22 protein-coding genes are annotated in these 21,274 nt (G+C 57.0%); 7 read left to right on the top strand and 15 right to left on the bottom strand.

All coding sequences use genetic code 11. From position 1 onward, the window contains the following. The first annotated feature begins 5 nt into the window (after positions 1–5). Positions 6–905, top strand: a complete 900-nt coding sequence (locus ACR0JG_RS10130) for a MurR/RpiR family transcriptional regulator (protein WP_480569515.1) — start codon at positions 6–8, stop codon at positions 903–905. Between the two features lie 47 nt (positions 906–952). On the opposite strand, the gene ACR0JG_RS10125 is transcribed toward ACR0JG_RS10130, so the two are convergent. The 5 genes from ACR0JG_RS10125 to ACR0JG_RS10105 all read right to left on the bottom strand — a co-directional run bounded on the left by ACR0JG_RS10125 (position 953) and on the right by ACR0JG_RS10105 (position 6,860). Then, entirely contained in the window at positions 953–1,744 is a 792-nt protein-coding gene (locus ACR0JG_RS10125) for an FAD binding domain-containing protein (RefSeq protein ID WP_170510198.1), read from the bottom strand. A gap of 95 nt (positions 1,745–1,839) precedes the next feature. Beyond that, positions 1,840–4,200 (bottom strand): xanthine dehydrogenase family protein molybdopterin-binding subunit, encoded by a 2,361-nt coding sequence (locus tag ACR0JG_RS10120; protein ID WP_170510619.1) that lies wholly within the window; start codon positions 4,198–4,200, stop codon positions 1,840–1,842. 51 nt (positions 4,201–4,251) lie between these two features. Next, positions 4,252–4,737 carry a (2Fe-2S)-binding protein gene (locus ACR0JG_RS10115; protein WP_170393234.1) on the bottom strand — a complete coding sequence of 162 codons (486 nt, stop codon included), beginning with the start codon at positions 4,735–4,737 and terminating at the stop codon, positions 4,252–4,254. Positions 4,738–4,893: 156 nt separating this feature from the next. Then, positions 4,894–5,895, bottom strand: a complete 1,002-nt coding sequence (locus tag ACR0JG_RS10110) for a molybdopterin-binding protein (protein WP_480569511.1) — start codon at positions 5,893–5,895, stop codon at positions 4,894–4,896. After that, positions 5,892–6,860 carry an XdhC family protein gene (locus ACR0JG_RS10105; RefSeq protein ID WP_170817705.1) on the bottom strand — a complete coding sequence of 323 codons (969 nt, stop codon included), beginning with the start codon at positions 6,858–6,860 and terminating at the stop codon, positions 5,892–5,894. The genes ACR0JG_RS10110 and ACR0JG_RS10105 overlap by 4 nt, the downstream gene beginning before the upstream one ends. A gap of 206 nt (positions 6,861–7,066) precedes the next feature. Between ACR0JG_RS10105 and ACR0JG_RS10100 the strand changes: the two genes are divergently transcribed. Continuing rightward, entirely contained in the window at positions 7,067–7,567 is a 501-nt protein-coding gene (locus ACR0JG_RS10100; RefSeq protein WP_170510628.1) for a hypothetical protein, read from the top strand. Between the two features lie 3 nt (positions 7,568–7,570). Here ACR0JG_RS10100 and ACR0JG_RS10095 read toward each other — a convergent pair whose 3' ends face one another. Together ACR0JG_RS10095 and ACR0JG_RS10090 are read right to left on the bottom strand one after the other, a co-directional pair. Beyond that, positions 7,571–8,827, bottom strand: coding sequence for a vWA domain-containing protein (locus tag ACR0JG_RS10095; RefSeq protein ID WP_480569506.1), 1,257 nt, complete (start codon positions 8,825–8,827; stop codon positions 7,571–7,573). A gap of 34 nt (positions 8,828–8,861) precedes the next feature. After that, on the bottom strand, positions 8,862–9,770 hold the full coding sequence (locus ACR0JG_RS10090) for an AAA family ATPase (RefSeq protein WP_170735152.1): 909 nt from the start codon (positions 9,768–9,770) through the stop codon (positions 8,862–8,864). Between the two features lie 146 nt (positions 9,771–9,916). Between ACR0JG_RS10090 and pyrC the strand changes: the two genes are divergently transcribed. Then, positions 9,917–10,954, top strand: a complete 1,038-nt coding sequence (gene pyrC, locus ACR0JG_RS10085; RefSeq protein ID WP_480569502.1) for a dihydroorotase — start codon at positions 9,917–9,919, stop codon at positions 10,952–10,954. Here the strand turns inward: pyrC and ACR0JG_RS10080 are convergent. Together ACR0JG_RS10080 and ACR0JG_RS10075 are read right to left on the bottom strand one after the other, a co-directional pair. Further along, positions 10,951–12,246 carry an MmgE/PrpD family protein gene (locus tag ACR0JG_RS10080; RefSeq protein WP_480569499.1) on the bottom strand — a complete coding sequence of 432 codons (1,296 nt, stop codon included), beginning with the start codon at positions 12,244–12,246 and terminating at the stop codon, positions 10,951–10,953. The two genes, pyrC and ACR0JG_RS10080, sit on opposite strands and share 4 nt — an antisense overlap. A gap of 38 nt (positions 12,247–12,284) precedes the next feature. Next, complete coding sequence (locus ACR0JG_RS10075) at positions 12,285–12,728, bottom strand: type II toxin-antitoxin system RatA family toxin (RefSeq protein ID WP_170510230.1); 444 nt, start codon at positions 12,726–12,728, stop codon at positions 12,285–12,287. Positions 12,729–12,800: 72 nt separating this feature from the next. Between ACR0JG_RS10075 and hpt the strand changes: the two genes are divergently transcribed. Both hpt and ACR0JG_RS10065 read left to right on the top strand, forming a co-directional pair. Continuing rightward, positions 12,801–13,349: a hypoxanthine phosphoribosyltransferase gene (gene hpt / locus ACR0JG_RS10070; RefSeq protein ID WP_010439696.1), complete on the top strand. Its 549-nt coding sequence runs from the start codon at positions 12,801–12,803 to the stop codon at positions 13,347–13,349. Further along, positions 13,349–13,522, top strand: a complete 174-nt coding sequence (locus tag ACR0JG_RS10065; protein ID WP_170645967.1) for a hypothetical protein — start codon at positions 13,349–13,351, stop codon at positions 13,520–13,522. Before hpt ends, ACR0JG_RS10065 begins: the two co-directional genes overlap by 1 nt. Here ACR0JG_RS10065 and ACR0JG_RS10060 read toward each other — a convergent pair. Both ACR0JG_RS10060 and lipA read right to left on the bottom strand, forming a co-directional pair. Next, the gene (locus ACR0JG_RS10060) at positions 13,512–14,657 is read right to left on the bottom strand and encodes an amidohydrolase (RefSeq protein ID WP_480569495.1); all 1,146 of its coding nucleotides are present in this window, start codon (positions 14,655–14,657) and stop codon (positions 13,512–13,514) included. The genes ACR0JG_RS10065 and ACR0JG_RS10060 overlap by 11 nt on opposite strands. After that, on the bottom strand, positions 14,654–15,604 hold the full coding sequence (gene lipA, locus ACR0JG_RS10055) for a lipoyl synthase (protein WP_480569492.1): 951 nt from the start codon (positions 15,602–15,604) through the stop codon (positions 14,654–14,656). The genes ACR0JG_RS10060 and lipA overlap by 4 nt, the downstream gene beginning before the upstream one ends. Before the next feature lie 262 nt (positions 15,605–15,866). Here lipA and ACR0JG_RS10050 point away from each other — a divergent pair, with 262 nt between their 5' ends. After that, on the top strand, positions 15,867–16,415 hold the full coding sequence (locus tag ACR0JG_RS10050; RefSeq protein ID WP_480569489.1) for a redoxin family protein: 549 nt from the start codon (positions 15,867–15,869) through the stop codon (positions 16,413–16,415). A 51-nt stretch (positions 16,416–16,466) separates the two neighbouring features. Here ACR0JG_RS10050 and ACR0JG_RS10045 read toward each other — a convergent pair whose 3' ends face one another. Continuing rightward, on the bottom strand, positions 16,467–17,390 hold the full coding sequence (locus tag ACR0JG_RS10045) for a hydrogen peroxide-inducible genes activator (RefSeq protein WP_480569486.1): 924 nt from the start codon (positions 17,388–17,390) through the stop codon (positions 16,467–16,469). A 60-nt stretch (positions 17,391–17,450) separates the two neighbouring features. Further along, positions 17,451–18,548, bottom strand: coding sequence for a DUF6456 domain-containing protein (locus ACR0JG_RS10040; RefSeq protein ID WP_480569483.1), 1,098 nt, complete (start codon positions 18,546–18,548; stop codon positions 17,451–17,453). 241 nt (positions 18,549–18,789) lie between these two features. Between ACR0JG_RS10040 and ACR0JG_RS10035 the strand changes: the two genes are divergently transcribed. Further along, a complete protein-coding gene (locus ACR0JG_RS10035; protein ID WP_480569480.1) occupies positions 18,790–19,089 on the top strand; it encodes a DUF6477 family protein in 300 nt (99 codons plus the stop codon). Here ACR0JG_RS10035 and ACR0JG_RS10030 read toward each other — a convergent pair whose 3' ends face one another. Both ACR0JG_RS10030 and ACR0JG_RS10025 read right to left on the bottom strand, forming a co-directional pair. Beyond that, positions 19,090–20,634 carry a trimethylamine methyltransferase family protein gene (locus tag ACR0JG_RS10030; protein WP_170801006.1) on the bottom strand — a complete coding sequence of 515 codons (1,545 nt, stop codon included), beginning with the start codon at positions 20,632–20,634 and terminating at the stop codon, positions 19,090–19,092. A 134-nt stretch (positions 20,635–20,768) separates the two neighbouring features. Next, positions 20,769–21,209, bottom strand: a complete 441-nt coding sequence (locus tag ACR0JG_RS10025; protein ID WP_480569477.1) for a GNAT family N-acetyltransferase — start codon at positions 21,207–21,209, stop codon at positions 20,769–20,771. Positions 21,210–21,274: the final 65 nt, after the last annotated feature.

Raw genomic sequence — 21,274 nt, 5'->3', positions numbered from 1 at the left:
ACCAAATGCAACACACCTCATCCCAACTGACCGAGCAGCTTCGGCACGAAATCGACACCCTGCCTCAGCAAATGCAAGCCGCAGCGAAATACATCATCGACCACCCTGGCGATTTCGGGCTCGACCCGGTTCGGCTTACCGCCGAAAAGATCGGCGTCAGTTCAAACGTTTTGGTGCGGTTGGCACAACGCATGGGATTCGACAGTTTTGAGTCGTTCAGACGACCCTTTCGCCAAACCCTTGTCACAGACCGGGAAGATCGGCTGGGTCAAGGCTGGCTGGATCGCATGAAATCGGGGGGCCAATTCAGCGCCGCGCAAGCTGGGTTTGCGCAAAACGAACTGAACGTCGTAGCCCGCTCCCTGCGACTGGCCGATCCTGATTTGATGCAACAGGTCACGGAGTACATGATTGCAGCTAATCGCTGTTTCATAACCGCGACCCGGGCCAGCTATGCTTTGGCCTATTATCTCCACTATGCGGGTCGGATGGCACACCCAGGATTTCAGCTTATCCCGCGACATATGGGATCAGCCATCGATGATTTGCTCGAGGCCGATGAAGCGGACTGCCTTTTCGCTATTACCGTTCACCCCTATTCCTCTGACACCATACAATCCATGCGTTTTGCGCGTAAACGCGGCATGCGCATCGTGCTATTGTCGGATAGCGACGTCATCGCCCCTGGTGTTAACCCTGACATCGTGCTGCCTGTAAGTACCCGCGCGCAACATCACTTTTCCAGCTTCTCCGGAGCGATGGCAGTGCTTGAATGCCTGCTAGGTCATCTCTTTGCCGCCGGGGGATCAGCCGCGCGTGACCGCGTGGAACGCTATCAGACGGCACGAGAAGACACCGGCGCCTACTGGCGCCCCGCCAAGCCCCCAAGAGTTTGGAAAGAATAAAGAGCCCCGGCTTTCACCGAGGCTCTCAAAGCTGATTAACAATCAGATCAGCTGCAAGCTTCGACAGCCCGTTTCGTCATAACAGTGACCAGATGCGCCCGATACGTTTTGCTCCCGTGCAGATCACCAATCATGTTCATCGGATTGATGTGCAGCCCCATCAAAGCGTCCGCGCGGAACTCTTTGTTCAGGGCCTCCTCAGCCTCTGCCCAGCGGAAAACTCCGTCCTCGCTTGCGCCGGTTACTGCAACCCGAACGCCATTGGCGAACCGAGCGAGATAAACCCCGACCAACGCAAACCGAGACGCGGGCTGCAAAAACTTCTGATAACTCGCCGCCTGAGGCACAGGGAAACGCACCGAAGTGATAATCTCGCCCTCTTCCAAAGCTGTCGTGAACATGCCCTGAAAGAAGTCATCCGCCGCTATCTGGCGATTATTGGTGACAATGGTCGCGCCTGAACCCAGCACTCCCGCCGGATAACAGGCCGCTGGATCATTGTTGGCAATCGAACCGCCAATAGTGCCACGATTACGCACCGCAGGATCACCGATCTGGCCGGCCAGCGCTGCCAGCGCCGGATAGTTACCAGCAGCTTCAGCGGCCACATTTGCGTGGGTTGTCGCACCGCCTATCGCTACCGAGCCATCATCCTCGACGCAGACCCCTTTCATTTCAGCGATTCCATTGACCGAAACCAGCTTGGATGGCGCGGCCAACCGCTGCTTCATTGTGGGGATCAGGGTTTGCCCACCCCCCAATGCCTGTGCATCCTCAACTCCCAACGCAGTAACCGCGTCAGCGATGGTCGAGGGTTTCTCAAACTCGAAATTGTACATTTCGTTCTTCCTTTCCGAAAAGCGCGGATCCGCCCTTCATCTGGCTATAAATATCTCGGGGAGCGCGAGGGGCTGGCCCCTCGCACCCGAACCTCTCAACCATGCATTGCTGTCCAAACACGCGACGGGCTCATCGGCATGTCAATGTGATCAACAGCCTTTCCACCCGAGTTCAGCGCATCCAGAACCGCGTTGACTACCGCAGGCGGCGAGCCAATCGCACCAGCTTCACCGCAGCCCTTCACACCCAACGGGTTGTGCGTACACGGCGTCTGACTGGAATGGTCGACCGCATAGAACGGCAGATCATCGGCGCGTGGCATCGCGTAATCCATGAAGGATGCGCTCAGCAACTGGCCATTCTCGTCATAGGCGCAGTTTTCCAACAAAGCCTGACCGATACCCTGACCGATACCGCCATGTACCTGACCATCCACAATCATCGGGTTAACGATGTTGCCAAAGTCATCCGCAGCGGTGAACGCTTCGATGGTCACCTGTCCAGTCTCGGGATCCACCTCAACCTCGCAGGCATATGCCCCCGCTGGGAAGGTGAAGTTGGCCGGGTCATAAAATGCGGTCTCCTCCAGCCCCGGCTCAACCTCCAATGGGAAGTTGTGCGGCACATAGGCTGTCAGAGTCACATCACCCCAGGCCACCGACTTGTCAGTGCCCGCGACGCTGAACTGACCGTCCTTCAGCTCGATATCGGCCTCGGACGCCTCGAGCAGGTGGGCCGCGATCTTCTTGGCTTTGTCGATGACCTTTTCGGTCGCCTTAACCATGGCCGAACCACAGACCGCCAGCGAGCGTGAGCCATAAGTGCCCATGCCGAACGGGATCTTCGAGGTGTCGCCATGCACAATCTCGACCATCGACTCGTCGATGCCGATCATGTCGGCCACTACCTGCGGGAAAGCAGTCTCATGCCCCTGCCCGTGGCTATGTGCACCAACCATGACACTGATAGAACCGGTGGCGTTTACCCGAACCGTAGCTGCATCATAGAGTCCTGCCCGGGCCCCCAGCATACCGACGATGTTCGAGGGCGCGATGCCGCAGGCCTCGATATAGCAATTGACGCCTAGGCCACGCAGCTTGCCATTGGCCTCGCTTTCCGCCCGTCGCGCGGCAAAGCCAGCCAAATCAGCAGCAGCTTCAAGCTTATCCATCGTCCCGTTGTAATCCCCGGTGTCGTAGGTCAGCGCCACCGGTGTGTCATACGGGAACTGGGTGATGAAATTCTGGCGACGCAGGGCGATCGGATCGACACCCAGTTCACGCGCCGCCTTGTCGATGACGCGCTCCAGCTGATAGGTCGCCTCTGGCCGACCCGCACCGCGATAAGCGTCCACCGGCACTGTGTTGGTGAACATTGCCTTCACATTCACCTGAATGACCGGCGTTTTGTAATTGCCCGCCATCAGAGTGCCATGCAGCCAAGTCGGAACCGAGCTTGAGAAGGTCGACAGATACGCGCCCAGATTGGCGTAGGTGTTGGTGCGGAGGCCTGTGAAGTTATTGTCCGCGTCCAAAGCGAGCTCAATCGTGCTGACGTGGTCGCGGCCCTGCGCATCCGACATAAACGCCTCGGACCGGCTGGCGGTCCATTTGACCGGACGGTTGCAGGCCTTGGCAGCGAATGTACAGAACGCCTCTTCCGCGTAGTGGAAAATCTTCGTGCCAAATCCACCACCAACATCAGGCGCTACAACACGCACTTTGTGTTCAGGCAAGCCCAGAACAAATGCGCACATCAGCAAGCGGATCACATGCGGGTTCTGCGAAGTGGTGTAGAGCGTGTACTCATCCGTACCCCGGCTGTACTCGGCCACCGCAACACGCGGCTCCATCGGGTTTGCGACCAGACGGTTATTGATCAGGTCCAGAGTGGTGACATGGGCCGCGTTGGCAAAAACCTCATTGACCTTGTCATTGTCTTCTTCGCCTAGATGCCAGTCATAGCAGATGTTGTTCTTCAGATCCTCGTGGATAAGCGTAGCGCCATCCTGCGCTGCGGCTTTCATATCCAGCACGGCGGGGAGCTCTTCGATATCCACTTCAATCGCTTCCGCCGCATCGCGGGCGAGTTCAAGGCTGTCCGCGACAACGGCAGCGATGGGATCGCCTACATGTCGGACCTTGCCTTGCGCCAGAATGGGATGCGGTGGTTCCTGCATCGGGGCGCCATGACGGTCGGTTACTTCCCAGCCGCAGGGCATTCCGCCCACGCCTTCAAAGTCCTTGCCGGTGAACACCTTCACAACCCCCGGCATACCCTCGGCGGCAGATGTGTCGATGTTGGTGATCCGGCCATGCGCGATGTCGGACCGTAGGAAATGCACATAGGCCTGGCCATGTACGTTGATGTCGTCGGTGTAATTGCCTGCTCCGGTCAGAAAGCGTACGTCCTCGCGCCGCTTGGAACTGGCTCCGATGCCACTGTCTTTGGGCATTGCTTGTTCTCCTCCGTGGAAAAGAATTTTCGTCGAAAATTCTTAACCGCCTCACTCGGCGGCGATGCTGGAAACGTCTTGACCCGATGCGGCCATGATTGCCTTGACGATGTTGTGGTAGCCTGTGCACCGGCATAGGTTACCCTCAAGGTACTTGCGAATTTCGCCTTCGGTCGGGCGCGGGTTATCCTTTAGCAATGCTGCAGCGCTCATCACCATGCCCGGAGTGCAAAACCCACATTGCAGCCCATGATGATCCTGAAAGGCCTGTTGGATCACGTTCAGCGTGCCATCTTCGGCCGCCTGCCCCTCGATCGTGCCCACATCCGCGCCGTCTGCTTCCAGCGCCAGCATGTTGCAGGATTTGACCGCCTCACCATTCACGTGCACTACGCACGCGCCACATTGAGCCGTGTCGCAGCCAATATGTGTGCCTGTCAAATTCAGGTGGTCGCGTAGAAATCCGGATAATAGAGTCCGCCCTTCAACATCACCGCTGACGGCAACGCCGTTCACGGTCATTGAGACCTTGGTCATAAGATCCTCCCCTTTTTTTGGCTTATTTGCTAAGCCAGAGTTAAACACGGTAAATTTCGTTTGAGAACAAAAATATTTGCCTGATTTTTCCGCAGTTTCGCTGATCAGCCTTCTAACAATGATGCGTCTACCAAACGGGGCAAAATTGCCGTTGCGTCATTTACTCTTGGCAGCGCGGGGCTGTGGCCGCGTCGGGATTTCTTTTAGCAGCCCACCGACACCCATCCCTGCGATGTCCGCGCCCGTCGTTTCGATTCCGCAAGCAACGCGGGACAAGACCCAATCCGCCCCGTTCAATGCTGGTGAGCGCGCGCATCCGGGCAAACCGATGATGGGGCGCTCGCCGGAAGATCCCAAAAACAACAGGTTCCCCGGATCGACCGGCATTCCAAACCGGTCGACGATACCCCCCGCCGCCCGCACAGAAGCAGGCGCCACATCATCTTTATCCGACGTGGCCGATCCGGTCAGGATCATGACGATCTCACCCCGAATGGCCGAAATCGATGCTGTTAAGTCGCCCATCCGATGCGGCACCACCTGAACATCTGCCAGATTCATACCCAAAGCCTCAACCCGGCTACGAATAGCAGCGATACCTTTTTCATTAGATGGCCCGCCAGCAATGTCGGTAACGATGAGACCCGCATTTTCGTATTTGGGCACCGATAACCGAATAGCGTCCTGCGCATGACGGGCCGCACTCTCAACGTCGGATCGAGGTACGGCATACGAAATCACCTTGATCGTCGCTACCATACCGCCAGCCACCATCTGCTGATATTGCGGCACCGTCGCAACCGTGATCATCGGGTTGACCTGATTGAACTTTTGCAAGGCATCGGTATCCAGCACCGCGACGCCTGGTCCATTTGCTAAAAGGTTGACCCGGCCTGTAAAGGCTTCGGTGACACGCAGATTTGCCTGTGTGGGACTTGGTGCAAGCGCTTCTGCCAGCAGCGCTGCGGCTTCGTCCTCATGGCAATCACCTTGCTCCAGTCTGGCGACTGTGACCTCGGTCAGACCGACTTGTTGCAACTCGGCTATGTGCTCGGACGAAAGCGTTATACCTTTCCTGAGCTTGCGGTTTCCCGCTTTGACGGAATGGGCTAATATCGCGCCGTCGGCGTCGGAAACGGGTACCGGACCAAACTTCACGCTCTGCCTCGCAGGACCGCCGTCATCTGCGCCAGAATCGCAACGGCTATCTCAGACGGTCCAGCCGCCCCGATATCAAGCCCAACAGGTCCGTGAATCAGTGAAATCTGGTCATCGTTGAACCCGGCCTGCTTCATCCGCTCCACGCGTTTGGCATGTGTGCGCTTAGATCCGAGTGCGCCGATGTAGAACACATCGGCCGCCAAACCGGCCTGAAGCGCGGGGTCATCAAGTTTGGGGTCGTGGGTCAGCAACACAAGCGCCGTGCGCGAGTCGAGACCAAGCTTTGACACAGCCTCATCCGGCCAATCCGTCAGGATGGTTTCTCCGGGAAAACGTGCGTCCGATGCGAAGGCCTCGCGCGGATCTATAATCGCCGGGTCATAGCCCGCGATCCGGGCCATCGGCACCAGAGCTTGGGCGATGTGCACCGCTCCCACCACTATCAACCGTAGCGGTGGGTTGTGGACAGCGACAAAGGTTTGCCCATCCTCTTCGAACCCGGACCTGTCCATACGCAAGCGTTCGGAATAGGCATTACGGCGCAACGCGCGCTGGCCCGTCTCGACATTGACTTCATAGGCCAAGGATTCGCGCCGCGCCCGTGCCGCGACCAGTTCGGCCAGCATTGGTTCGGGCAGGACCTTGCCGACCGGTTCAACCAAAACCCTGATCGTACCGCCGCAGGCCAGACCGACGGCAAACGCATCCTCGTCGCTTACACCGAACTCTAGCAGCCTTGCCTCGCCTTCCTCTATGGCTTCCAGCGCTTCGACGATCACGGCACCTTCGACGCAACCACCAGAAACCGAGCCTTCGATCCGACCATCGCCCGCAATGACCAACTGCGCGCCTACACGGCGCGGCGCGCTGCCCCAGGTCTCAACCACAGTGGCCAAAGCCGCGCCCTTCCCGGCGCGATACCATTTTAGTGCGGTTTCCGGGCTGCTATCGAATCGTTCCATTTAGACCTCCGGCCGTGCTTGGGTTCAACATAGTCAGCTTTGGAGCAATGAAAAGCGCTCAGCGGGTCGATCTTGTGGCGCTAACAAGCCGATTTTGAACTCACATTCACAAATTGTTGAATGTTGGAAGGCGTCATTCTAGCCTGCATGCGATTCCGGGGCCTATTCGGGATCGTCCCAACATATTTCATAGCGGAGACAAACAGTTGAAACGCATTCTTACACTCGGAGCAGCGATCGGCCTGTTGACTGCCAGCACCGGCTGGGCTGACACATTTCTGAAATACGGTGAGGTCGAAGGCTGGAAGGTTTTCATCGATCAGGACAAGAAATCCTGCCTTATCGAAGCGGTTGATGACGCTGAAAATGTCGTGCAGATGGGCCTGACCGAAGATCGCGGCGTTGGCTATGTTGGTGTCTTCACCAAGGCCAAAACCAACATCAAGAAAGGCGAGAAAGAGGCTGTTGCCATCCTTATCGGCGACAATATTTATGTCGGAGAAGCCACCGGTATGAAGGGGAACATCACCAAGGGCTATTCGGGCGGGTATGTTCTGTCAGACGACCCTCAGTTCGCAGATGATCTTGCCAAGAAGAAGGTGATGGTCGTTTTCCCGGAGAAAGAGTTCGCCTTCACCGTTGACCTGACTGGCACTTACAAAGCCATGGAGATGGCACGGAAGTGCAATGAAGAGCAGCTTTCGTAACAGCTAGTCTGAAAGCGCGGACATCAGCCGCGCTTTCTGCCCCTGATCATCTGGTTGTGAAATCACGGCGGCCAGATCTTCCAGCGACGCAATCGAATGCCCGGCGCGGAAGCTGTCGACATGTGGAAGCATTGTCGCCACACCCTGAGCTTTCGGTGCGAACCCGTCCCAGCGCAACAGAGGGTTCAACCAGATCAAGCGTCGTGACGACAGGTGCAAACGCTCGATTTCCTTTTCCAGCATCTCGGGATCGCCCCGCTCTAACCCGTCGGTGATCAGCAACACGACCGCCCCCTGCCCCATGACGCGCCGCGACCAGTCGCGATTGAACTGATACAGGCATTCTCCGATCCGGGTTCCGCCTTCCCAGTCCTGTGCCTCGGCCCCAGCAGCGGCCAGCGCTGCATCGACATCACGTTGATGCAGATGGCGGGTGATGTTGGTCAGGCGTGTGCCAAACGTGAATGCGTGCACTTTGGCCCAACCTGCGCCTTTGGCATTCGAAACCGCGTGTAGAAAGTGCAGAATGATCCGACTGTATTGGCTCATCGACCCGGATATATCGCACAACGCCACCAAATTCGGCCACCGAGGTTTGGGTTGCAAGTGCGCGATATCGCGTAGTTCGCCACCCTGCCGCATCGCTGACCTAAGTGTCCGAGCGCGATCAATGCGGTGACCGAGGGGACTGGCCTGACCTCGGCGAGACTCGATGGGTTTGACCGGTAAGTTCAGGCGCGACAGCATGCGTTTGGCCTGGGCGATCTCGGATGTACTCATCTGTTCGAAATCGAGGTTGCGCAAGCGTTCTTCAGATGACGCGGTTTGGGTTGCGTCGATCTCGATCTCGCTTTCCTCTTGTTGCTCGGTTGATTCTGGCAAGTCGCGTTCGACGCCATCCAACAAGGCCTCAGCCGCCCGCTTTTCAGCCGCATCCGCTTTGCGCTCCTCCTGAACACCGCGAATGGCGGGCAGCATCATGGACATCATATGTTCTAGATACCGCGGATCGCGCCAATAGAGGCGGAAGACTTGCGCAAAAACCGTTCGATGTTCCGGCCGGTTCACGAAACAGGCATGCAGCGTCCAGTAGAAATCTCTTTTCTCGGTGAACCCCGCAGCCTGCACGGCGCGGATCGCGTCAACCACGCGCCCAGTTCCTATCGGCAGTCCGGCCTTGCGCAAAGCGCGCGCAAAATGGGTGATGTTCTGGGCCAGTTTGGGGTTGTCCGGTATATCGAGTGGGAGTTGTTCGGCCATCAAACCCCCGAAATATTTTCGAACAGATGAAGCATCAGGCCGGTTCGAGATCGGCTTTCGCCTGATCCAGAATGCGTTTGGCCTCGGACCCCTGCAACTTTTGGATGTCGTCCTGGTATTTCAGGATGGCACCCAACGTATCGCCGATTACTTCGGGACTGAGGTTGATAACGTCCAGCGCCAGCAGGCACTTCGCCCAATCGATGGTCTCGGCCACCCCCGGTTTCTTGAACAAATCTTCAGTGCGCAAGCGCTGAACAAAGGCGACCACCTCACGGCTCAGCGCTTGCGCCGCTTCGGGAGCCCGGGCGTGCAGGATTTCGATTTCGCGCGCAAAGTCAGGGTAATCGACCCAATGATATAGGCAGCGGCGTTTCAGTGCGTCGTGTACTTCGCGCGTACGGTTCGAGGTAACGATCACAATGGGCGGTTCTGGAGCTTTGACAGTACCAAGCTCGGGGATCGTGACCTGAAAGTCACTGAGCGCCTCCAGCAAGAAAGCCTCAAAGGGTTCGTCGGTCCGGTCTAATTCGTCAATTAGCAATACAGGTGCCCCATTAGCATCCGGACGCATGGCCTGCAGCAAGGGGCGTTCGATCAGATAATCATCCGAGAACAGCTCGGTCTGCAACGCGCCTCGGTCCGCCCCACCCGACGCTTCTGCGGTTCGGATCGCCACCATCTGGGCGGGGAAATTCCACTCATACACAGCGGAAGAGGCATCAAGGCCTTCGTAGCACTGCAACCTGATCAGGCGCCGCCCCAATCCTGCGGCCAGCGCCTTGGCGATCTCAGTCTTGCCGACGCCCGCCTCGCCTTCCAGAAATAGAGGTCGACCAAGTTTCAGCGAAAGAAACACAACCGTCGCCAAAGCCCGGCCACAGACATAACCCTCAGAGCCCAAAAGCTCTTGCACGGCATCGATGGAGTTTGGCTGTGTCATGAGTTCCCCTTTTTCCTGCGCCCCAACAGGTCATGACCACAACCAGAGGTCAAGACCACCATCCGTCAGTGACTTACGGCGATCTGTCTCATCGGCAAGGGCAAGAGGGTCTTTCACCACCCAAGCGGCTGTGTTAGCCGGGGGCCATGACCCAATCCCTGACGATCCGCCGCCCCGATGACTGGCATTTGCATCTGCGCGATGGCGCGATGCTGCAAGCCGTCTTGCCTGAAACCGCGCGCCATTTTGCCCGTGCCATCATCATGCCGAATCTGGTTCCGCCCGTTGTCAAAGGTGACGACGCAGCAGCTTATCGGGACCGCATCCTTGCTGCTCTGCCTGAGGATATGACGTTTGAGCCGCTGATGACGCTCTACCTGACCGAAGACACGGACCCGGCGGATGTGGCCGCCGCACATGCAAGCGGATTGGTCAAGGCGGTCAAGCTTTACCCGGCTGGGGCAACAACCAACTCGTCTTCTGGCGTTCGCGATTTCGACAAGGTACGCCCGGTGCTGGAGAAGATGGCCGAGATCGGTCTGCCGCTATGTGTGCACGGCGAAGTCACGGATGCCGAGATCGATATCTTCGATCGTGAGGCGGTGTTCATCGACCGCGTTCTTGATCCGATTCGCAAAGCAACACCCGGACTGCGCGTGGTGATGGAGCACATCACGACGTCAAACGGCGTGGATTACGTCAAGGCGAACGAGAAAGATCTGGGTGCGACGATTACAACGCATCACCTGATCATCAACCGCAACCACATACTGGTGGGCGGTATCAAGCCGCATTATTACTGCTTGCCGGTCGCCAAACGCGAAGATCATCGGCTGGCACTGCTGACCGCCGCGACATCGGGTGATGCGCGTTTCTTCTTGGGCACAGACAGCGCGCCGCACACGGATGCAAACAAGGAAATGGCCTGTGGCTGCGCCGGCTGTTTCACTGCAACCAATACGATGTCACTGTTGGCCGAAATGTTCGAGCGCGCAGATGCGTTGGACAAGCTGGAGGCGTTCACCTCACTCAGCGGCCCGGCCTTCTATCGCCTGCCAGTAAACGAAGAGACCATCACGCTGACCAAAGGCGATGAGGTCGTCTATCCGGCCAAAATCGAAAGCGGCGACGGCCCCGTGACCGTATTCGATCCGGGCTTTCCACTGCATTGGCGCGTCGCTTAATCAGTTAGCCTTTCAGCCAAATCCGCTGCGCGCCCACCGGTGCGTAGCATTGACCAGATGGCGTCTGCCTCATCCCCTCCGATCAGCTTCGCCGCTTTCTCCCTGACGCGATCTTCGCGATCCGATAGAGACATCGGAGCCAGCAGATCATGGCTGGCCTCGCGGCGCGCGCCGTCCCGGCGTAACAGGGACAGATGGGCTTGTGTCTCAGACAGACTCTCATCCGCCTCGACCGTGATTCGGTCCCTTAAGGATTGCAGTCTTGGATCAGCACAAATCTTGTCGGAATAGCTCCCCGGCAGAGCTGTATCGTAGCCCATCGCCTGCATCGCGATCACCGTACGATAGGAAAACTTCGCACCCAATCCACTGGTCGGCTGCAGTTGATTGCACACGCTCATCCAGCGGGGGTGGGTTTTGATCTTGATCTCGGCCACTTCAGGTTCTGCAATATCGAGATCTCGCGCGGCCTCAAGCGCCGCGTGCAGGCCGTGGCAGCAGGCGTGGAACTTGTGGCTGACGCTTTCGAACAGCCACTCGTCCCCCAAACCATCAAGCGAGGCAGCTATGTCGCCTGCCCCCAAATGGGTCGCCCCAAATCCAAACGGGCCTTCCAAAGCGTCGGCTCCAGGTTGAAACCCGTTGCGGATCAACTGCGCGGCCTCGACCCCATTCGAAGCCGCAAGCCCAGCGTTATAGGGTTTGCCCATGGTTCCGAACTGCGATTTTTGCCCTGAAGCGCGGGTTGCGGTCAGACCCAGCAGATCCCGCATCTGTTTGACATCAAACGCCAGAATCCGACCTGCGGCAACTGCTGCCCCAAACGCTCCCGCCGTGGCGGTTTGGTGGAAACCGGCCTGATAGTGACCACGGCCCAGCCAGAGGCCGACGCGAATCGAAAGCTCCATCCCGACAAGTGCCGCTTCGAGCAGATCGACCAACGGACGATCCTCCCATGCCGTAAGCGCCAGAGCGGCTGGGAACACGGCAACCGAAGGATGACCGATATGAGCGAAATGCGTGTCGTCATAATCAAGCGCATGAGAAATGGTACCATTCACCAGCGCCGCTGCGCGTAGCGGCGCATCACCGCCTCCGAACAAACGCGACTGTGCGGCACCGCTCTCGGAAAGAACCATCTGACGTATGATGCGGGAAACCGGCTCATCTGCGCCTGCCCGCCCCACAGCAAGCCAGTCCAACGCGGATAGAGATGTCACGATACGAGCCTGCGCCGTGGTCGACACAGAACCAGCAGCAAACTCGGCAAGGGCAGTTGTCAAATCGGTCATGTGGCGCAGTCTAGCGCGCGCCGCTCGGGCGTAAAGCCTCAGCCGTATAGGACGGCAGCACGTTGTTCGAATGCTCGGACGATACGGTGCATGGCTTCGTTGAAAACCACGCCAATGATTCCTTGCAGAACCGCGTTCTTGAATTCGAAATCAACGTGAAACGAGACGTTGCAGCCATCAACTGTATCCTCGAATTCCCAATCCGAGCGCATGTATTTGAACGGACCGTCCAGATACTCGGTATCGATCCGTTTCAGCTCATCAAATAGCGTGACCCGACTGCCAAAGCGTTCGCGGAACACCTTGAATGAAATAACCAGATCCGCTTCCATCACCTTGCCATCGCCCGCGGCATAGGTCCGACGGATACGGGCCGCAGCGCACCAAGGCAAAAATTCAGGGTATTTCGCCACATCCGCGACCAGATCATACATCTGCTGTGCGGTGTAAGGCAGCGGGCGGGTCTCGGAATGGGTTGGCATGATATCCGGGATTAACTGGTGACAATGGCGCGTGATTTCGTATGTTGCGCGCCAAAGATCAAGGGGGCAGCGATGAGCCAGCGCGCATATGTGATAGATGAGATGATCTCGGCCAAGGCAATTGCTGCCCGGATCGAAGAGCTTTGCCGCGAAATAACGGCTGAATTCGGCGGCACCGACAAGCTGGTCGTTGTCGGCCTGCTGCGCGGCAGCTTCGTCTTTATCGCTGATCTGGTGCGCGAGCTGGACCTGCCCATCGAGGTCGATTTTCTGGAGGCATCGTCCTACGGTGACTCGATGGAAAGCAGTCGAGAAGTTCGTATTCTTAAGGACTTACGCGGCGCTATTGAAGGGCGTGATGTTTTGGTGGTCGAGGATATCGTGGATACCGGCCATACCCTGAACCACGTCTCCAAGCTGCTCCGTACCCGCAAGCCACACCGGTTGAAATCCATCGCCCTTCTGGACAAACCCAGCCGGCGCGAGGTTGATTTCCGCTCGGACTGGATCGGGTTTGAAATCCCTGATGAATTTGTCGTGGGTTATGGCATCGACTATGCGCAGCGCAATCGCAACCTGCCGTTTATCGGCAAGGTTCGATTTGTCGAAGATCAGGACTGATGAGTCTGCGCCATTTTGTTCGCATGTCGAAATGGGGGCGAAACCCGCCCTCGGAACGGCGCGTGAAACTGGTGTTTGGCGCGATCCTTATCTGCCTGATTATTGCCGGAATTGAATATATGGGTTGGTGGCCCGAATGGGCAGAAAGCCAGCCCAGAAAACTCAGGCCTTGAGCGTTTGTTCGATAGCAGCCAGAAAAATATCTGTCCCGATCGGGATCAAAGCATCCGGGAAATCATAGTCGGGGTTGTGTAGCTGCGGATGATCCCGCCCCGCGCCTAGCCAGAACATGGCGCTTTTGGCGCCTTTTCCGAACTGCCCGAAATCTTCCGAAAACCTTTGTGGGGTCGCAACCAGCTTGTAAGGAATGTCGCGGCTTTGGCAGGCCTCTGACAGGATCTGCACGGCTTCACCCGTATTTGTGCAAGCCTCAAACACATCGTCATAGGTGATTTCAACACCTAATCCCTGTGCCTGAGCACTTGTAGCCACCAGCTGTTCTGCGTCGCGGATCAGGCTTGCCATCCGGCTGTCCGAGACCGTGCGCAGGGTCACCCACAGTTCGGCCTGACCGGGTGCGATACCAAAAGTGGCCTCACCCAGCCTAGCATGGGTTACCGTTGTCAGCGCATATTCTGCATCCAGCGCCCCACCCTGCCCCAGAATGGCCAAAGCAGGCATAAGCTCTGCCAACGCACCGGCTGGCGACACTCCATCCTGAGGAGCCGCCGCGTGAGAGGTTTTGCCCGTCAAAACAATTCGCATCCCACGCGAGGCGCAATTCGCCGGACCCGAGCAAAGCTCAACCCCGCCCAATTCCAAACCCGGCAAATTGTGCAAAGAAAACACATAGTCCGGAGCGATATCCGCAAACTTGGGATCAGCACGATAGGCAATCGCACCTTGACCGGTTTCTTCGGCGGGTTGAAAAATCAGAACCACCCGCCCCTTGGTCGGACGCTTGTCCCCCAATACAAAGGCAACACCAAGCACCATCGCCATATGGCCATCATGCCCGCAAAGATGCCCCTTTCCGGGATGTTGCGACGCGTATCGTGCACTTGAGATTTCCTGAATCGGCAAACCGTCCAATTCACATCGGATTCCGATGGTTGGTCCGGGCTGTCCGCTATCATAAACCGCCGCGACACCGTGGCCACCGATACCTGTCAGAACCGCATCGGGATCACACGCCTGAAGCAAGTTCGAGATACTCGTCGCGGTTCCACGTTCCTCGCCCGATATCTCAGGCACTTGATGCAGTTCATGGCGCTTTTCGGTAAGCCAGGATTGAAGTTCGGGTTTCACCTCTGGTTCAACTTCTTTTGTCGAGCTTCGCGCAAACGGGCGAAATCATCGCCCGCATGGTAAGACGACCGGGTCAAAGGAGTTGCCGAGACCATAAGGAAACCTTTGCCGAATGCAGCTTTTTCATAGGCCGCAAACTCTTCGGGTGTAACAAAGCGGTCAATGCCATGATGCTTGGGTGTTGGCTGCAGATACTGGCCGATAGTCAGAAAATCGATATCCGCCGCGCGCATGTCATCCATGACCTGACGAACTTGCTGCTCGTCCTCGCCCAGTCCGACCATTATGCCGGATTTGGTGAAAATGGACGGGTCCATCTCTTTGACCCGCTGCAGCAAGCGCAATGAGTGGAAATATCGCGCACCGGGACGCACCTGAGGATATAGGCCCGGCACCGTTTCAAGATTGTGATTGAACACATCTGGCTTGGCCTCGACAACAATCTCAAGCACCGAAGGATCGCATTTCAGGAAATCCGGCGTCAGAATCTCGATCGTAGTCTTGGGCGAGCGGTGTCGCACCGCACGGATGGTCTGTGCAAAGTGATCGGCGCCTCCATCGAGCAGGTCATCCCGGTCCACGGATGTGATGACCACATGGTTCAAGCCCAGCTTCTGCACCGCATGCGCCACGCGACCCGGTTCAAATGCATCCAGAGTATCCGGCTTACCGGTCGCAATGTTGCAGAAGGTACAACCGCGCGTGCAAATCTCGCCCATGATCATCATGGTCGCGTGACCCTGGCTCCAGCACTCACCTACATTCGGGCATCCGGCTTCTTCGCAGACGGTGACCAGATTATTGTCACGCATGATCTTGTGCGTCTCGGCATAGCCCTTGCCACCCGGCGCTTTGACCCGAATCCAGTTCGGTTTGCGCGGAGCCGCATTGTCAGGTCGATGTGCCTTTTCGGGGTGTCTTTGCTCGGGTACTTTCAGATCACGCACGGCTGTCTTTCCTGACTTTGGGTCAATTTTCTTTGTTCATAACATAGACCGACTCATTTGGTTACACCAGCGGCGCATAGCCGCTATGCGGCACGTCTACGCGCGTGCAGCGAAAGTGATCATGCACATCATTTTACGCATTATTTATAATGCTTTATCGCCATCAAAGATATTATGCTTTTGCAGCATATATATCATTGAAGCCGAGTTAGAATCATTTTAACTCTCGCGGCAAACATAAGTGAATCACAGGAGTTTGATGATGAAAACCGGTGCAAAACTGCCTGACGTAACCTTCCACACCCGTGTCCGCGATGAGGCCGTCGAAGGCCCCAACCCGTTCCGTTGGGAAGACAAGACAACTGCGGATTATTTTGCAGGCAAGCGCGTTATCCTGTTCTCGCTGCCCGGCGCATTCACCCCGACATGCTCGACCTATCAATTGCCTGGTTTCGAAAAAGGCCACGGCGATTTTGCGGCCAAAGGCATCGATGCAATCTACTGCATGTCCGTCAACGACAGCTTCGTCATGAACAAATGGGCCGCCGATCAGGGTCTTGAAAACGTCAAGGTCATTCCTGATGGGTCCGGTGAGTTCACGCGTAAAATGGGCATGCTGGTCGACAAGGACAATCTGGGCTTTGGCATGCGCTCGTGGCGTTACGCAGCCATCGTCAACGATGGCGTTGTGGAGGCATGGTTCGAAGAACTCGGCCTGATGGATAACTGCCCCGAAGACCCTTACGGCGTGTCGTCCCCGGAAAACCTAATGAAGCATCTGGACGAAGCCCGCGAACCGGCGCTGGCATAATCCTGTCATGCCCTACTTTGAAAGGCCCGCCATTTCGGCGGGCCTTTTTCGTTAGGTTCGAGTTTTAGCTACCACGTCTTCACCGACCTGCCGGATTACTTGCGCCAATCGATCGAACCACTCCTCCGCTCCGGTCGAGCTGCGACGCACCAGGCCAATGGTCCTCGCCGGTTGCGGCGCACCAAATCGCAACAATCGCATACCGGGGACTGCATCCGTCTCGGCCTGCGCCGCAAGTTCAGGCATCAACGTCAGGCCAAACCCTTCGGCGACCAAACGCGACAACGTGGCAAGTGAGGACGCACCCATATTAATTTGGCCGCTGGTACGATCCTGACCGCAAACTTCTAGCGCCTGATCTGTCAGGCAGTGCCCGTCTTCCAACAGCATCAATTGCGCTGTCTTCAAGTCCACAGGCCGCAACTCTTCCGGGCTGATGGTCAATCGATTCAAGCGAGTCTGACTTCCTGCCAGCAAGAACCGATCTTCGAAAAGCGGCTCTTCGTGGAAAGTTCCACTTCCCAAGGGCAGCGCCAGTACGGCGGCATCTATTTCGCCCAAGCCCAACATGGATAGCAATCGCTCGGTCCGGGCCTCACGAATCTGAACCCGTAACGAGACATCCGCAGCCCGCAACCCGGCTAACACCCCCGGCAGCAAATAAGGTGCAACCGTAGGAATAATCCCGATCGACAGGGACCTATGGCCACCCGAATGGTCGCGTGCAAACCGGTCCAACCGTTCGGCCGCGTTCAGGACATGTTGGGCATAGTCCAAAACGTCTCGACCAAGTGGTGTCAACAGGATGTCGCGGGCCTGCCGTTCGAACAACGGCCCACCGATCGAGTCTTCCAGTGCCTTGATTTGAACCGAAAGCGCAGGCTGCGACACATGGCAGACCTGCGCGGCACGGCCAAAGTTACGCTGTTCGGCGACGGCCTGGAAATATTGCAGCTGGCGGAAGGTGAAATTCATAACCCCTGACTATCATTTGGGGTCATTTCCGCAAGGCCGGTATATGGCTGCATGAATCGTTCAGCCGATCATCCGATCCCGCTCGGTCTGGTCCTCGTAGTGGCGCTTCAGCCTTTGCAACGCGATCCGCAGCACGATCTTGCCTGATCGCGCAGACCAGCCCATCCGCTTTTCGGCCAGCTCAAGCCCTTCTAGATAACAACAACAGCGCAGCGCGACGTCGCTCAAACCCGGTCCAAGGTCAGACAGCGCGCGGGCCACACGATCCCTGGCACCAGAAGGTCCTCGCCCCACATGGCTGTCCGAGGCAAAGTCACCGCGTCCACCGCCTGTTAGAAAGCGATCCCAATTCTGTGTGACCTGAGGTCCGATCTGGGCCAGTTCGAAATCCTCACGCAAGCGCTCGCCCGCGCTCACCAGAGTTTCATCCAGAAACGGCCTGCCATCCCGGTCGCGGCGGCGCGCCAAAGCGATCAGCGGGCTTTCCACAGTGCTGTAACGGACGCGAGGCTGTGATGTCGCCCTTGCACCCGCAGTTGCGGGTTTGAATGCGGCCTGCGCTTCCGCCATGCCAAATTCATTCTGCGTGCGCGCTCGGTTTTCGGCCTCGGCAATCAAATGACTTAGCGCAGCCCTGCCCGAGGTTGAAATCCGGTAGCGCGAGATCCGACCCGGACTATCGCATGAAATCCAATCATTCAGCGCCAGAGCCTGCGCGATCCGGCAATCTACAACTGCTGTTTTAGTAGTTCCACCTTCGCCGTTGTCCCGAACCACAACAGCCTTGTCCATATCCTCGGCCACGGCAAGCACTGCACCGGATTCACACATGCGCCTCAGTACACGCAGCGACTCGCGCTCGAATTCGTCGTCTTGGGCTTCGGGCCGTCCTGCCTCAGACGTCACGATTGCAAATGCAGAACCTGTGCGCTCCATTGGCGCAAAGTGTGACTGGGCCAGAGAATGCAGAGCTGCATCCACCAAAGGATCGTCCCTGCGCATCTCAACCCTGCGGATCTGACGCAGAATGGTCGAGGCATGGCATCCTGCGGACCGCGCAATATCCCGAATAGATCGCCCTGACTCCGTATGGTCCAGATATCGTTGCGCCCCTTCGGGAACCCATGCCGGTACAGTGAATGCCACGCTGTTTTCCATATTTCTTCGCCCTCGTCGACAAAACAAACTGACAGTTTTAGCCGTCGGATTCTTAGTTAACCAAATCTAACTAGAGTTGCTTTCGTTACTCGTTCGTTAATCACAGACGGCACAGAGCAGAATTGATTCAAAAAGATAAACAGTGGTGAAACCATAGTTCGGGGTGATCCCGCACAAGGCAACACCCGCTTAGGTTGTGTCACATTTCAGACAGCGAAATTGAAAAAGAAGGAAAGCTGCCGTGCAGGACCTGATGACCATGATCACCACACTCCGCCGCCCGCGACTACTGGCCCGTGCCGCCAAGATCGGGGCGCAGGACTATAATCGCGACCGCCACCTGCAACGGCTTCTTGGATATGGATCAACACCGGGCACTGGTGCAGCGTTGATCCGTTTGCTGGAATTGGAGCGTGAGATTAACGCGCAACGCATCGGAGAAGACGCGGCCTATTCACTGGTGCGCCATCTTGATCTGCTGATTGCATTAAATGGCGAAGCGCAACTGTATCAGGCCAGTCGCGCCACGCAGTATCAGTAATCAGGTGAACGCGTCCGGCATCGATGCTTTCTTTTCGGCAACATATGCGTCGAGCGCAGCCTTTACATCAGGGTCAAGCTGCGGCTGCTGGTAGTTCGCCAACAGATGCTCAACCCGTGCCGAAGCCAGCGTCCGTGTATCGCGGGCGCCTTCTTCTTCCCAGGTCTCAAACGGCTTATAATCCAAGAGATCGGTTTTCCAGAACGCTTCCTTGAAGTTGGCTTGCGTATGGGCACAACCCAAATAGTGACCTCCGGGACCGACTTCGCGGATGGCGTCCATCGCCTGTGCATTCTCATCATAGGCCACACCTTTGGCCAATCCGTGCAAGACGCCCAACTGATCGGCATCCATGACGAATTTCTCGAAATCCGCCACCAAGCCGCCTTCGAGCCAACCGCAGGAATGCAGCATGAAATTCACACCCGACATAAGGCCCATGTTCAACGAGTTCGCGGTCTCATACGCAGCTTGCGCATCCGGCAATTTTGAACCACAGAACGAACCCGCAGAGCGATATGGTAGACCCAGTCGGCGCGCCAACTGACCCGCGCCATAAGTGACGTGCGAAGCCTCTGGGGTGCCAAAGGTCGGCGCTCCTGAATTCATGTCGATCGACGATACGAATGCCCCAAAGATCGCAGGAGCACCCGGACGGATGATCTGGCTATATGCTACACCTGCCATGACCTCGGCCAGAACCTGCGTCAGCGTGCCCGCGACCGAAACCGGTGCCATAGCACCACCCACGATGAACGGCGAAATAATGCAGGCCTGATTGTTTGCGGCATAAACTTCCAGAGAACCCATCATCACGTCGTCAAAGGTCATCGGCGAGTTGATGTTGGTCAACGATGTCATCACGGTGTTGTTCTGCACGAACTCTTTGCCGAACAGGATCTCGCACATCTCGATCGAATCCTGCGCCCGGCTGGGATCAGTGACCGAACCCATGAACGGTTTGTCGGACAGAGTCATATGCGCCATCAGCATGTCCAAATGGCGCTTGTTTACCGGAATATCTGTCGGTTCGCAGACCGTACCGCCCGAATGGTGCAGCCACTTGGACATGTAGGCCAGCTTCACGAACTTGTTGAAATCGTCCATTGTCGCGTAACGACGTCCGCCTTGCGCATCGCGTACGAACGGAGGACCATAGACCGGAGCCAGAACCATATTGCGGCCGCCGATGACTACCGATTTCTCAGGATTGCGGGCGTGCTGGGTAAATTCGCTAGGGGCGGTCTTGATCAGCTCACGTGCCAGGCCGCGCGGCAGGCGGACCCGCTCACCATCGACATCTGCACCCGCGTCTTTCCAGCGCTCAAGCGCTGCCGGATTGTCTACGAAATTGACGCCAATCTCAGCCAATACGGTTTCCGCATTGGTTTCGATAATCTCCAGCGCCTCATCGTTGAGGACCTCGAAATTGGGGATATTGCGTTCGATATATTTCGCGGTTTCGATCTTGACCGCCGTACGCTCGGCACGACGGGCGGCACCACCGCCACCCCGTGCCCTGCGCCGGGTGTTTGCCTCTGCCATTGAGTAAATCCCGTGATTGGTTGGTTTGGTAGATGTGTTACATGAACGGCAAACTCCGCCACAGGTAGTTTACGGCGCTCTAGAGGTAAAAGCGACATGAACTGTAGGCCACAGCGACATATGTCTGTCAGTCCCTACTTTGCCCATTTCTGCATGACGACAGAATTCCCTGCCTCCTCGACCTCCACCCAACCCAGATGGGTGTACATTTCACGGGTCGCGTGCATCAATCGGTGAGTCCGCAAGCGCAGGATAGAAAGCCCAAGCTCAACAGCCTCAGCTTCAGCAACTGCAACTAATTGCCGCGCAACACCTTTGCCCTGAGCTTCTGGCGAAACGGCGAGATTGAATATCATCATAGCCTCGGCCTGTTGATCATATATGATGACACCGAGAAGTGTACCGTCCACTTCAGCAATGACGACCTGATGCTCTGCGATCTCTTCCTCGATACCAGACGCAACATCCGGCAGATCGGCAATGTCTCTCATCGCATCGGCATAAGCGCTTGCGATACAAACTTGTATCGACTTGGCGTCGCTTCGTTCGGCAGTTCTGAGTTTTATGGTGGTCACGTATCAGCCTCCTCGCTGAATTGACGTCATTACGCTTGCACAAGCAAGGCTTGCGACCTAATAGC

Source organism: Ruegeria sp. AD5 (genome assembly GCF_056542345.1).
Note: the sequence above shows the minus strand (reverse complement) of the source record. Positions and strands in the feature narration are given on the sequence as shown.

Coding starts and splice junctions, on each gene's coding strand:
- pyrC (WP_480569502.1), top strand. CDS start 9,917: ATGACCCAATCCCTGACGATCCGCCGCCCCGATGACTGGCATTTGCAT.
- ACR0JG_RS10130 (WP_480569515.1), top strand. CDS start 6: ATGCAACACACCTCATCCCAACTGACCGAGCAGCTTCGGCACGAAATC.
- hpt (WP_010439696.1), top strand. CDS start 12,801: ATGAGCCAGCGCGCATATGTGATAGATGAGATGATCTCGGCCAAGGCA.
- ACR0JG_RS10050 (WP_480569489.1), top strand. CDS start 15,867: ATGAAAACCGGTGCAAAACTGCCTGACGTAACCTTCCACACCCGTGTC.
- ACR0JG_RS10080 (WP_480569499.1), bottom strand. CDS start 12,246: ATGACCGATTTGACAACTGCCCTTGCCGAGTTTGCTGCTGGTTCTGTG.
- ACR0JG_RS10115 (WP_170393234.1), bottom strand. CDS start 4,737: ATGACCAAGGTCTCAATGACCGTGAACGGCGTTGCCGTCAGCGGTGAT.
- ACR0JG_RS10095 (WP_480569506.1), bottom strand. CDS start 8,827: ATGGCCGAACAACTCCCACTCGATATACCGGACAACCCCAAACTGGCC.
- ACR0JG_RS10065 (WP_170645967.1), top strand. CDS start 13,349: ATGAGTCTGCGCCATTTTGTTCGCATGTCGAAATGGGGGCGAAACCCG.
- ACR0JG_RS10090 (WP_170735152.1), bottom strand. CDS start 9,770: ATGACACAGCCAAACTCCATCGATGCCGTGCAAGAGCTTTTGGGCTCT.
- ACR0JG_RS10075 (WP_170510230.1), bottom strand. CDS start 12,728: ATGCCAACCCATTCCGAGACCCGCCCGCTGCCTTACACCGCACAGCAG.
- ACR0JG_RS10120 (WP_170510619.1), bottom strand. CDS start 4,200: ATGCCCAAAGACAGTGGCATCGGAGCCAGTTCCAAGCGGCGCGAGGAC.
- ACR0JG_RS10045 (WP_480569486.1), bottom strand. CDS start 17,390: ATGAATTTCACCTTCCGCCAGCTGCAATATTTCCAGGCCGTCGCCGAA.
- ACR0JG_RS10030 (WP_170801006.1), bottom strand. CDS start 20,634: ATGGCAGAGGCAAACACCCGGCGCAGGGCACGGGGTGGCGGTGGTGCC.
- ACR0JG_RS10125 (WP_170510198.1), bottom strand. CDS start 1,744: ATGTACAATTTCGAGTTTGAGAAACCCTCGACCATCGCTGACGCGGTT.
- ACR0JG_RS10105 (WP_170817705.1), bottom strand. CDS start 6,860: ATGGAACGATTCGATAGCAGCCCGGAAACCGCACTAAAATGGTATCGC.
- ACR0JG_RS10040 (WP_480569483.1), bottom strand. CDS start 18,548: ATGGAAAACAGCGTGGCATTCACTGTACCGGCATGGGTTCCCGAAGGG.